Origin of the sequence: Limosilactobacillus gorillae, assembly GCF_001293735.1 — a bacterium.
GTDB classification, from domain to species: domain Bacteria; phylum Bacillota; class Bacilli; order Lactobacillales; family Lactobacillaceae; genus Limosilactobacillus; species Limosilactobacillus gorillae.
In genome coordinates this window covers 1-11,803 of the sequence record NZ_BCAH01000053.1, presented here as the reverse complement: position 1 = coordinate 11,803, position 11,803 = coordinate 1, and the positions used below count along the sequence as shown (strand labels likewise).

Sequence of the window (11,803 nt, the reverse complement as noted above, 5' to 3'; positions counted from 1 at the left end):
CTTCTGGTTACTCCTTTTTCTTTACTTTCGATTTTTTAAATAGTGGCCCAGGCCAAATGAAACCATTGATTCTTGACCATGAAGAATCCGGACAATATTGCTTCGATGTCTCATGATAACCACAACGGTTAAGATTCCAGCAACGGTGGCCAAGATATAGTCGTGAATAACTAAGGCAATCACAAAGATGCTGGTGATCCCAATTATTGAGGCCGCTGATGCCATCGAAGTAAGCAGGAGAACAGTCACAAAGATAGCTGAGGCCAGTAAGAACATTAATGGGTTGTAGGCTAAGAGGATCCCGGCTGAGGTAGCCACCGCCTTACCCCCATGGAAGTGATCAAAAATCGAAACCGTATGGCCAAGTGAGGCAAAAATCCCGATCAAGAGGGGGTTGACGTTACTATGGAAGAGGTAGGGCTGGCTGGCTGCCAAAGTCCCTTTCAAGATGTCCATCAATAAGACGACCGTCCCCGCCTTAGGACCCAGAACCCGGAAAGTATTGGTTGTTCCGATGTTCCCACTGCCAAGTTGGCGGATATCCTTATTATAGAAACGTTGGCCGATCCAAAGCCCCGACGGGATTGAACCCAGCAAGTAGGCAATAACGACCATTACAATAATTTTCAGCATATAGACGCTCCTTTAAATTATAACCCATCTATCATAGCATCTTTTCCTCGGTTCGGCCATAAGGGAACGGGTGTTTGATAAAAGCCGCTTCCCTGTGCTACACTATCAAAGGAACGATTTCGTTAGGGCGCCTGACCGTCAATTCAAAAGATCAATTGAAATTGCGGCTGGAGTTAGCTATGATAAAAAATCGAATGCATGAATGCAAATCCGAAATGTGAGGAGGCCCCTTTGTGGCACAAGAAGAATATAAATACGACTCATCCTCGATTAAAATCCTAGAAGGATTGGAGGCGGTTCGCAAGCGGCCCGGGATGTACATCGGTTCTACCGATACCCATGGTCTCCACCACCTGGTATATGAAATTGTCGACAACGCTGTCGATGAGGCTCTCTCTGGCTTTGGTGATGAGATCAACGTCACGATTGAAAAAGATAACGCCATTACCGTCCAGGACCACGGACGGGGGATGCCAGTTGGAATGCACGCTAGCGGTAAACCTACTCCGGAAGTAATCATGACCGTCTTACATGCGGGGGGAAAGTTTGGCCAAGCTGATGGTTATAAGACCTCCGGGGGACTTCACGGGGTGGGAGCATCGGTTGTCAACGCCCTATCATCACACCTTACCTTGACGATTGTACGTGACCATGTCCGCTACCAGGAAAAGTTCCGCGATGGGGGCCATCCAGTGGGAACCCTAAAGGAGCTAGGTAACACCCGGGCGGGTTCTGGAACGACAGTGACCTTTAAGCCAGACCCGCAAATCTTTTCAACTACCGTTTATGATTACCAAACCCTTGCCCGGCGGCTACGGGAATCGGCCTTCTTGCTTAAGGGAGTTAAAATCACCCTAACCGATAAACGCGAGGGAATGGAACAAGAAGAAGTCTTCAAGTTTGAAAATGGGATTGACGATTTTGTGGCCTATTTAAATGAAGACAAGGACACCTTAGGTAAGATCTTTTCCTTCACTGGAACCCAAGATGGGGTCGAGGTCGACGTGGCCGCCCAGTACAATGATGGTTATTCTGAAAACCTATTGAGCTTTGTCAACAATGTTCGGACTCCCGGGGGAGGGACCCATGAGGTTGGTTTCAGGGGAGCGTGGACCAAGACTTTCAACGAGTATGCCCGGAAGGTTGGTCTGCTAAAGGAACGTGATAAAAACCTTGAGGGTTCCGATGTACGTGAGGGACTGACGGCCGTTGTTTCTGTCCGGATCCCAGAGGCGATCTTGCAATTTGAAGGACAAACTAAAGATAAGCTCGGAACGCCTGAGGCCCGTAAGATTGTTGATACCGTAGTTTCCGATCAATTAGGTTACGCTTTGATGGAAAACGGCGACCTGGCCCAGATGCTGATCAAAAAATCATTACGAGCTCGCCAGGCTCGGGAAGCCGCCCGCAAGGCCCGGGACCAATCCCGCTCTGGGAAACGTAAGGGGCGCAAGGAGCGCAACCTGTCTGGTAAGTTAACACCGGCCCAGTCCAAGAACAGTGCTAAAAACGAGCTCTTCTTGGTCGAAGGTGATTCTGCCGGTGGAAGCGCCAAGCAAGGGCGGGATCGCAAATTTCAGGCGATTCTACCCTTGCGTGGAAAGGTCTTAAACACCGAAAAGGCCCGGCTCGATGACGTTTTGAAAAACGAAGAGCTAAACACAATTATCTATACAGTGGGGGCCGGTGTAGGAGCCGAGTTTAAGGTTGATGACGCTAATTATGACAAGATTATCATCATGACGGATGCTGATGATGATGGGGCTCATATTCAGATCCTACTATTAACCTTCTTTTATAAGTACATGCGACCGATGATTGAGGCTGGACGAGTTTATATCGCTATGCCACCGCTGTATCGCTTGCAAAAAGGAAGCGGTAAAAACACTAAAATCACTTACGCATGGACCAACGATGAGTTAACCAAGTTAACTAAAAATAGAAGTAAGGGGACCTCCTTACAACGTTTCAAGGGATTGGGGGAAATGAACGCCGATCAGCTATGGGAAACAACCATGAACCCAGAGACACGGACGCTGATTCGAGTCCGGATTGAAGACGCTGAACTGGCTGAAAAGCGGATTACCACCTTGATGGGGAATAAGGTTGAACCACGGCGAGAGTGGATCGACCAAAACGTTCAATTTACCATGAGTGACGATGAAGAAGCAGATGCCTTAGTGGAAGCTAAGGGTCAAGTGATGACCCCGACAGTCACGACTTGGAATGAATAAAGAGAAAGGATGACGCCTGTGCCTGACACACGTATTGAGGAACTAACCCTCGAACAAATTATGGGCGACCGCTTTGGCCGCTACTCCAAATCGATCATTCAAGAACGGGCCCTTCCGGACATTCGGGACGGCTTAAAACCGGTTCAGCGCCGAATCTTATTTGCAATGAATAAGGATGGCAATACCTATGATAAGGGCTTTCGTAAGTCCGCTAAGTCGGTTGGGAACGTTATGGGTAACTTCCATCCCCATGGAGATTCGTCGATTTACGAAGCTCTGGTTCGCTTAAGTCAGGATTGGAAACTTCGTGAGCCTTTGATTGAAATGCACGGTAATAACGGTTCGATGGACGGAGATCCAGCAGCAGCCATGCGTTATACTGAAGCTCGCTTGTCTAAGATTGCTAGCCGGATGCTTGAAGACATCGATAAAGATACGGTCGAAATGACCCTCAACTTTGATGATACCGAAAAAGAGCCGGTTGTCTTACCCTCACGAATCCCAAACCTCTTTGTTAACGGAGCAACTGGGATCTCAGCTGGATACGCAACAGAAATTCCGACTCATAATCTGGGGGAATTGATTGATGCTTTAATCTACCTTTTGGGTCACCCCAACGCTAGCTTGGATGACCTGATGGCCTTTGTGCCGGGACCGGACTTCCCAACCGGGGCCATCATCCAGGGTAAGGACGGAATTAAGAAGGCTTACCAAACAGGGCGAGGACGGATTGTTGTCCGGGCCAAGACCAGCATTGAAACCCTGCGGGGGGGCCGTGAGCAGATTGTGGTCACCGAAATCCCGTACGAGGTTAACAAGGCTCAGCTGATGAAACGGATCACTGACTTACGGCTGAATAAGAAAGTTGAGGGGATCGCAGACGCCCGTGACGAAACTGATCGGACTGGGCTGCGAATTGCAATTGAGCTCAAGCGAGGTGTCGATGCCCAGGGGGTCTTGAATTACCTCCTTAAGAACACGGACCTACAGATTAATTACAACTTCAATATGGTTGCAATTGATAATCAGCGCCCAGTTCGTGTAGGCCTCAAGCACTACCTGGCCTCCTACCTAGCCTTTCAAAAAGAGGTTATTATCCGCCGGACCAAATTTGACCTTCACCGAGCTCAGAGTCGCTTACACATTGTCGAAGGGTTGATCAAGGCCCTCTCGATTCTGGATCAGGTAATTACCACAATTCGGGCCTCTAAGAATCGTAAGGATGCTCAGCAAAACCTGGTAAAGTCCTATGACTTCACTACCACCCAAGCCGAGGCAATTGTTGCTTTACAGCTGTACCGGCTAACTAACACTGATGTAACGGCCTTGGAGCAAGAACAGGCTAAACTGACGGAGCGAATTACCAAGTTTAAGCAAATTTTGACCGACGAAAAGACCCTAGACCGTGTCTTGAAGCGGGAGATGCAGGTACTTAAAAAGGAATTTGCAAATCCCCGCCGGACCCAGATTGAAGACCAGGTACAAAAGCTGACGGTTGATACCCGGGTGACAGTGGCCAACGAAGACGTAATGGTGCTGGTCTCCGCAGCCGGCTACATCAAGCGCTCTTCCTTGCGGTCCTTTAAGGCCTCTGAGTTAACTGAAAATGGTTTACGTGAGGATGATTACCCAATCCTCCTGGAGCAGGCAACCACCTTGAGTCACCTGTATATGTTCACCAATAAGGGACGGTTCATTTACCGGCCGGTTCACGAGTTGATTGATACCCGCTGGAAGGACACTGGTGAACACCTCTCACAAACAATTGACCTGGATGAGGATGAATTAATCATTAAGGCGATTATCTTTGAAAAATTAGACTTACCAGGATCCTTTTTCTTTGCTACCTCTGACGGTCAAATAAAACAAAGCGCCCTTAGTGATTATCAGCCAGGGTCGCGCTACAAGACCCACGCTTCGGTGGCCATTAAGCTCCGCGGGGACAGCCAAGTGGTTAGTGTTGAATACTTTACTCCGTTACAAGAAAGCCAATCAATTCTTGCGATTAGCCGGGAAGGATACGCCTTGCGCTTTACTACCGATGATGTTCCACAAACCGGTGTCCGAACTGCTGGGGTACGAGCAATTAACCTGAAGGATGACGATGAGCTGGTCGGAATGGCGTTGACTAATGACAGCCAGACCTTAGCGTTAGTAACTCAACGAGGGGCCTTCAAGGAAATGGCCGTTAAGGACCTTGAAGTTGGAGCCCGGGCAAGACGAGGAAACCTCGTCTTGCACCGCTTAAAAAAGAGTCCTCACCAAGTGGTAGCTTTCTTAACCTTCCCGGTCGATTACACTGGCGCCCTTGAAATTATCACTAACCGGCCGGCCTTCCAGGATGTTTTGGTCACTGATCACCACCTAGGAACAGCTCAATCTAATGGGACCTTTGTTGTCGACACCGATACCCAGGGAATTCCGGTTAGCTTGCGGAAAAAACTGGTTACCAAGGTGGAAGGAGAGGTACAACCGGACAAGTTAGAATTATTGTGAATCATCCCTAAGCGAGTTTATAATGATCGTGTGCAAGCACTTGGTCAAAATAAGAGGTGTGTGAAAATGAAGGCAGAAAACTTTAACTTAAAAGCAGCGATAAAAGCTGGAACAGCAGCTGGTTTGCTCTCAGGCCTCGTAAAACTAGGGTGGGAGAATATTTTACCGCCGCGAACACCAGAACGTGACGCCACCAACCCACCCCAGCGCTTACTGGAACAAATGGGAGTTCCGGCCCGAGTGACGCATTCAACTTACTCTTTTTCTGGTCACGAAATGCCGTGGGTTTCATTTTTAGTACACTTTGGTTTCTCGGTTTCTTTTGGAATCATTTATGAGGTCCTGGTAGAAAACTCTCAGTACCTTAAGAAGGGGTACGGGACAATCTTTGGCCTGGCAGTATGGGTGGCCTTTCACTTAGGGGTTATGCCGGAGATGGGAACCGTCCCGAAGGCAAAGGATCAGCCTAAAGAAGAACACCTTTCCGAAGCCCTAGGCCATATTGCCTGGATGTGGACCAATGATATTGTTGGTCGCGAACTATACCGGCGATTGACCGAGGCGAAGAAAGGCTAGGCTGTGCCGGTCTTCTTTCAAAAACTGATGCACAGTCTTATCCTGCATGCTAAAATAAATTGTATCAGCGAAGTTAAATTCGTTAAATTTGAGGAGGAATCCTAGACATGAGCAAAGAATTAGTTTTTGGACACCAAAAGCCAGATACGGATACGATTGCCGCGGCAATGGCCTTTTCCTACTATCAAAACCAACTGGGTTATGAAACGGAAGCCGTGGCCTTGGGTGAGGTTAATGATGAAACCAAGTACGCCCTTAAGGAATTCGGGATGGAAGCACCCCGGGTTGTTGAGACGGTCGCAAACGAAGTTGATTCAGTAATGTTGGTCGACCACAATGAACCCCAGCAAAGTGTTGCTGATTTGGACAAGGTGACGGTTACCCACTTAATTGATCACCATCGTCTGGCTGACTTCAATACGGCCCAACCGCTATGGGTAACTATGCGCCCGTACGGTTGTGTATCCACGATCATTACAGAACTGTTCCAAGCTGCACACATCGACATTCCGCAAAACTTAGCCGGAATGATGCTGTCGGCTATCATTTCTGATACCCTGTTGCTTAAGTCACCAACGACTACCGATCATGATGGTGAAGCTGTCAAATACCTAGCTAAGGTTGCTGGGGTTGACTACGAAGAATATGGCCTCAAGATGTTAAAGGCTGGCACCAACTTAGCAGCCAAGGGTGATGAAGAGATCGTTGATGGTGACGCAAAGACCTTTGAATTAAGTGACACCAAGGTGCGGATTGGCCAGGTTAACACGGTTGACCTAGACGATGTTTTCTCTCGTCAGGAAGGGATTGAGGCCGCTATGCAATCCCTGATGGATGAAAATGGCTATGACACCTTCGTCCTAATCGTTACTAACATTTTGAACAGCGACTCTGACCTCCTGGTCCTTGGTGACAATCTTGATAAGGTTGAAGAAGCCTTTGACAAGAAGTTAAACGATCAGAAACGAATGAATTTGCCAGGCGTTGTTTCTCGTAAGAAGCAAGTGGTTCCACCACTAACTAAGGCCTTTGAAGGTTAATTTTTTCAAAATTAGATCCCCGTCTTCATTTTGAAGCGGGGATTTTTTAGGCATCAAAGTTGAACCTACTTTAAATAAGGGTAAACTGGTGGTTAATAGAATGATACGTATAAGCGAAGGAGTGATTCAAATGGATTTGACCTTTACCGATGACGTCAAAGAACGGATAGCCCGTTACCTTTCACCAGACAAGAGGATCATTTTAGACTACGATGATGGAGTTGGACCGTTTTCGAAGGTGGGAAATTGTTCTCTAGCCGCCAATTACAAGCTAATTTTTATCGCTAAGGACGTGGTCTTACCTGACTTTGATGCTCACTTCCCATCCAACCTTGGGGATGTTTATTATAAGGGGTTTGACGCTCCGCAATACTCAGCGGGAATGGAGTTGCGCTTTAATCCAACCTATTTCACAATGGCACTAACCTCACCGCAGGGGGTCTTAACTGACAGTGTTGAAATTTTAGATGTCACAGAACCTGTGGATACCGTCGTTCGTCAGGCTACGACACACGACTGTTAGGGAGCCTTTGATGGACAAGAAGCAAGAAAGACTTAAGAAGCTAACACCAACCCAATTTGCCGTTACCCAAGAAGCGGCTACTGAACGTCCATTCACCGGTAGGTATGATGACTTTTATGATGAGGGGCTCTACGTCGACGTTGTGTCTGGCGAACCACTTTTTTCATCCCGGGATAAGTACGATGCAGGTTGTGGCTGGCCATCCTTCACTAAACCGGTTAGCGAATTAACTACGAAGCGCGACCAGTCCTTTGGTATGGAGCGTACGGAGGTTCGATCCAAAGAGGCTGATTCCCACCTAGGACATGTCTTTACCGATGGTCCCGTGGACCGTGGGGGATTACGTTATTGTATTAACTCAGCGGCCCTACGTTTCATTCCGGTTGCTGAGTTAGAAGCAGCCGGGTACGAGCAGTATCAGTGGTTATTTGAATAAAATCGTAGGGAACGGTGACAAATACAAATAGTGTCCCGCTCCTTTCCTTTATTAGCGAGGATGTATACTTAGAAAACGATGAAAAAAGGAGCACTTCCTGATGATAACCTTTCAAAGGGCAACAAAAGCGGATTTACCAGTGATCGTTGCCATCTACAACCAAGCGATTGCCTCCCATACGGTGACGGCTGACATATCACCAGTTACGATTGAAGAGCGGCAAGCCTGGCTAGACTCCTTTAATGATCAGTACCCCCTCTGGGTAGCTAAAGATGATAACCGGGTGATCGGTTGGGTTGGATTGAAGCCTTTTTATGGCCTGGCGGCATATCGCCATACCGCTGAGGTCACAATATATTTTGACCAGGTTGTTCGTCACCAGGGTATTGGGACAAGGGCACTGAACTTTCTTGAAGGGCAGATTAAAGACCATGGGATTACGGCGCTGGTTGCCTACATCTTTGGTGAAAACCAGGCTAGTCAAGCCCTCTTCAAGAAATTTAGCTTTCAAAAGTGGGGATTGTTTCCCCGGGTGGCAACCTTTCCAGACAGGACCCAGGATCTAGTTATTTACGGTAAACGATACGATTAAGGAGAACCTGGATGACAAAACAAGCGGATTACCAATTACTGTATCAACAAGCAAGGGCCCTATTTGAAGGAGAGAACGATTGGATTGCCAATGCAAGTAATTTAGCGGCTCTCCTCTTCAATGGCTTGGCAGACGTTAACTTTGCCGGTTTTTATCGGGTTAAGAATGGTGAGTTAATTTTGGGACCCTTCCAGGGTCAAGTAGCCTATGTACACTTCCAGGGTCAAGTAGCCTATGTACACATTGCCTTTGGGAGTGGTGTCTGTGGTACGGCTGCTCAAACAAGGACTACCCAGGTTGTAGAAGATGTTCACCGATTTACCGGTCACATTGCCTGTGATACGTCATCAAACTCAGAAATCGTGGTTCCAATCTTTGCAAATGGCCAGTTATGGGGGGTCCTAGACATAGATAGCCCAAAGTTGGCGCGTTTTGATCAAGATGATCGAACGGGACTTGAGAAACTGGCGCCACTTTTCCTACCCAAGGCCTAATTGACAGGATCAGAAGTGTTAGTTATAATTTGAAAACGAATATGTCAATATATCGAAGTCTTTAACGCAGTCCAGTGAGGCGGCGAAGGCTGAAAGTAAGCGTGGACGATTTTGTTGTCCTCGCCACGAGTAACCCCCGCCCCTGGTGCGGGGGTTTTTGACGTCTAAGGGGGACAACATGGAAGAACAACAGCAAACAAACAGTAACCAGATTCCATTAGCAGCGCGCCACACTAATTGGTGGGATATGTTTGCCACCTGGGTGGGGGCCAATGCTAACAATGGGACCTGGTTTGTGGGGGGCGTTTTAGCCGCCTGTGGCTTTGCCGTGGCAATGAAGGTCTTGGTCATTTCATCAGCACTCTCGTACGTCTTTTTAAGCTTAGTTGGCTACATGGGTTATAAGACCGGCCTTTCGACAATGACTTTATCACGAGCCTCCTTTGGGGAGCGGGGAAGTTACCTGCCATCATTAGTCAACATCACTCAGTTCATTGGCTGGACAGCCGTCAATACCTTCATTGCCGCCCAATCGGTGGGGTTGATTTTTACTCAGTTATGGGGTTGGCCAAGCTTTGGTAAATCTGGCGGCTGGAAGGGCCTTGTGGTTGGGATCGTTGTGATGAGCGTCTTGCACATCCTCTCAATTTCCGCGGGCTCCCGTTCAATTCAGTTAATCGAACGGCTTGGTATTATCTTGGTTTTAGTCTTTGTGGTTTGGGAGTCTGTGGCGGTATTCAAGACGGTTTCGTTAGCTGAGATTGCCCATTGGTCAGTACCGGCAAAGCAAAGGATGGCTACTGGAGCAGCTGTTGACTACGTGGCGGCCTTTAATCTTGCTTGGGTAACGGCCGGGGCCGATTTTACTCGCTTTACTGCGAGCCGGATGAACTCAATTATTTCGCCCTTTGTTGGGGCAATGGTCGGGGTACTTTGGTTTGCCTTTATCGGTCTGATTTCAACGATTTCAATTGCTATTATCTCTGGCGTTTACAATGCCAATAATTCTGACCCAAGTACGATCGCAGCTAAACTAGGCCTAGGGATTGTCGCCCTGTTGGTAATCATCCTTACCTCAATGACGGCTAATGCCGTTAACTTGTTAGGGGCGGGTTCGGCCTTATCAAACATTTTCCCGAAGATTAGCCTGAAAAGCGCTCTATGGCTGGTAGTTAGTTTAGCGACAATTGTTACCTTCATCCCGATGTTTGTAGGTTCATTTTTAGACACCTTTGAAAGCTTCCTTGATTACGTAGCGATGGTCCTGGGGCCGACGATTGCAATTATCTGTACCGACTTTTACTGGAAGGCAAAACGCCACTATCAAGTTGCAGAATTGGGCCAGGTAAATGGCCGCTACTGGTATAGGAGGGGTGTTAATCCAGCCGCTATCATCACCTTCATTGTTGGAGTGGTGATCTTTTTAACGTTTAGGAACCAGGAATTTTTCGTTAATTCAATTGGGATTACCTTCGTTGATATGCTAGTCTCAGGCCTCCTGTACATGGGATTGTCAAAATTGCAAAGGGGTTAAGTATGTTAATTAAAAACGTTCATGTCAATAACCAAGCTGACCTGGTTGATGTTCAGATTACCGATGGCCAATTTACCGCCATTAAGGCAGGGATTAAGGTTCGGCCTAACGAACAAGTTATTGATGGTCAAGAAAAGCTGTTACTACCGCCCTTCATTGACTCTCACGTTCACCTGGACGCTACGCTAACGGCCGGCCAGCCAGAGTATAACGAAACGGGAACGTTGTTTGACGGGATTCGAATTTGGAGTGAGCGCAAGAAGTCGCTAACTAAAGAAGATGTCAAGAGACGTGCTAAGCAGACAATTATGAAGATGGTAGGACACGGAATTCAACACGTTCGTTCCCATGTCGACGTAACCGATCCCCACTTGATTGCCGCTCAGGCACTCTTGGAACTTAAACACGACCTAAAGGATCAAGTTGATCTTCAATTAGTAGCCTTTCCCCAAGAGGGAATTTTAAGCTTTCCGAATGGTAAGCAGTTAATGGAGCAGGCGGTTAAGGAAGGTTTGGATGTGGTGGGAGGAATTCCGCACTTTGAATTTTCAACCGAATATGGCTGGCAATCAGTACACTTTTTAATGGCCCTGGCTGACAAGTACGACAAGCTAGTTGATGTTCACTGCGATGAGATTGACGACCCGATGTCACGGCATTTAGAGGTACTGGCCACCGAGGCGTACGAACGTCAGATGGGTGATCGGGTGACGGCCAGCCATACTACGGCGATGGGGTCATATAACGACGCCTATACCTACAAACTCTTCCGACTTTTAAAGATGAGTGGGCTCAACTTTGTCGCCAACCCACTGGTCAATGTTCACCTGGGTGGCCGATTTGATACCTATCCAAAACGGCGGGGGGTCACCCGGGTTAAAGAACTAGATGCGGCTGGAATTAACGTTTCGTTTGGGGAAGACGACGTTCAGGACCCATGGAATCCATTGGGCGATGGTAATATGTTGGATGTTGTTTCAATGGGGGTTTATGTAACCCATATGATGGGCTACTCACAGTTACAGAACTCTTATAAGTTCGTTACTACGAACGCCGCTAAGACCCTGCATATTGAAGATCAGTATGGAATTGAGGTTGGAAAACCAGGTGATTGTATTTTACTTAATGAGCAAAACTTCTACCAGACCCTGAACCGCCACGTGGAAGTTTTGTACAACATCCGTCACGGTCGGGTTCTGGCCGAGACGATACCTGCCCACACGACTCTTCATTGATATATTATGG

General features: G+C 47.7%; 11 protein-coding genes. 10 read left to right on the top strand and 1 reads right to left on the bottom strand.

Going from position 1 to position 11,803, the window contains the following annotated elements; translation table 11 throughout:
- Window positions 1–21 precede the first annotated feature (21 nt).
- Entirely contained in the window at window positions 22–633 is a 612-nt protein-coding gene (gene plsY, locus AOQ57_RS08050; RefSeq protein WP_093626908.1) for a glycerol-3-phosphate 1-O-acyltransferase PlsY, read from the bottom strand.
- A gap of 233 nt (window positions 634–866) precedes the next feature.
- On the opposite strand from plsY, the gene parE reads away from it, so the two are divergent.
- The 10 genes from parE to codA all read left to right on the top strand — a co-directional run bounded on the left by parE (window position 867) and on the right by codA (window position 11,793).
- The gene (gene parE / locus AOQ57_RS08045) at window positions 867–2,867 is read left to right on the top strand and encodes a DNA topoisomerase IV subunit B (RefSeq protein WP_093626906.1); all 2,001 of its coding nucleotides are present in this window, start codon (window positions 867–869) and stop codon (window positions 2,865–2,867) included.
- Between the two features lie 9 nt (window positions 2,868–2,876).
- Entirely contained in the window at window positions 2,877–5,363 is a 2,487-nt protein-coding gene (gene parC / locus AOQ57_RS08040) for a DNA topoisomerase IV subunit A (RefSeq protein WP_439950847.1), read from the top strand.
- A gap of 66 nt (window positions 5,364–5,429) precedes the next feature.
- Entirely contained in the window at window positions 5,430–5,939 is a 510-nt protein-coding gene (locus AOQ57_RS08035; protein ID WP_093626902.1) for a DUF1440 domain-containing protein, read from the top strand.
- Window positions 5,940–6,046: 107 nt separating this feature from the next.
- On the top strand, window positions 6,047–6,979 hold the full coding sequence (locus tag AOQ57_RS08030; RefSeq protein ID WP_093626900.1) for a manganese-dependent inorganic pyrophosphatase: 933 nt from the start codon (window positions 6,047–6,049) through the stop codon (window positions 6,977–6,979).
- A gap of 130 nt (window positions 6,980–7,109) precedes the next feature.
- Window positions 7,110–7,502 (top strand): iron-sulfur cluster biosynthesis family protein, encoded by a 393-nt coding sequence (locus AOQ57_RS08025; protein ID WP_093626898.1) that lies wholly within the window; start codon window positions 7,110–7,112, stop codon window positions 7,500–7,502.
- Window positions 7,503–7,512: 10 nt separating this feature from the next.
- Window positions 7,513–7,938: a peptide-methionine (R)-S-oxide reductase MsrB gene (gene msrB / locus AOQ57_RS08020; protein ID WP_093626896.1), complete on the top strand. Its 426-nt coding sequence runs from the start codon at window positions 7,513–7,515 to the stop codon at window positions 7,936–7,938.
- A gap of 100 nt (window positions 7,939–8,038) precedes the next feature.
- Entirely contained in the window at window positions 8,039–8,530 is a 492-nt protein-coding gene (locus tag AOQ57_RS08015) for a GNAT family N-acetyltransferase (protein ID WP_093626894.1), read from the top strand.
- A gap of 11 nt (window positions 8,531–8,541) precedes the next feature.
- On the top strand, window positions 8,542–9,024 hold the full coding sequence (locus AOQ57_RS08010) for a GAF domain-containing protein (RefSeq protein ID WP_093626892.1): 483 nt from the start codon (window positions 8,542–8,544) through the stop codon (window positions 9,022–9,024).
- A gap of 178 nt (window positions 9,025–9,202) precedes the next feature.
- Window positions 9,203–10,558, top strand: a complete 1,356-nt coding sequence (locus AOQ57_RS08005) for a cytosine permease (RefSeq protein WP_093626890.1) — start codon at window positions 9,203–9,205, stop codon at window positions 10,556–10,558.
- 2 nt (window positions 10,559–10,560) lie between these two features.
- Window positions 10,561–11,793 (top strand): cytosine deaminase, encoded by a 1,233-nt coding sequence (codA, locus tag AOQ57_RS08000; RefSeq protein WP_093626888.1) that lies wholly within the window; start codon window positions 10,561–10,563, stop codon window positions 11,791–11,793.
- Window positions 11,794–11,803 lie beyond the last annotated feature (10 nt).

Excerpts from the sequence above, each read along its gene's own strand:
- plsY (WP_093626908.1), bottom strand. The coding sequence starts at position 633 with ATGCTGAAAATTATTGTAATGGTCGTTATTGCCTACTTGCTGGGTTCA.
- parC (WP_439950847.1), top strand. The coding sequence starts at position 2,877 with ATGACGCCTGTGCCTGACACACGTATTGAGGAACTAACCCTCGAACAA.
- AOQ57_RS08035 (WP_093626902.1), top strand. The coding sequence starts at position 5,430 with ATGAAGGCAGAAAACTTTAACTTAAAAGCAGCGATAAAAGCTGGAACA.
- AOQ57_RS08030 (WP_093626900.1), top strand. The coding sequence starts at position 6,047 with ATGAGCAAAGAATTAGTTTTTGGACACCAAAAGCCAGATACGGATACG.
- AOQ57_RS08025 (WP_093626898.1), top strand. The coding sequence starts at position 7,110 with ATGGATTTGACCTTTACCGATGACGTCAAAGAACGGATAGCCCGTTAC.
- msrB (WP_093626896.1), top strand. The coding sequence starts at position 7,513 with ATGGACAAGAAGCAAGAAAGACTTAAGAAGCTAACACCAACCCAATTT.
- AOQ57_RS08015 (WP_093626894.1), top strand. The coding sequence starts at position 8,039 with ATGATAACCTTTCAAAGGGCAACAAAAGCGGATTTACCAGTGATCGTT.
- AOQ57_RS08010 (WP_093626892.1), top strand. The coding sequence starts at position 8,542 with ATGACAAAACAAGCGGATTACCAATTACTGTATCAACAAGCAAGGGCC.
- AOQ57_RS08005 (WP_093626890.1), top strand. The coding sequence starts at position 9,203 with ATGGAAGAACAACAGCAAACAAACAGTAACCAGATTCCATTAGCAGCG.
- codA (WP_093626888.1), top strand. The coding sequence starts at position 10,561 with ATGTTAATTAAAAACGTTCATGTCAATAACCAAGCTGACCTGGTTGAT.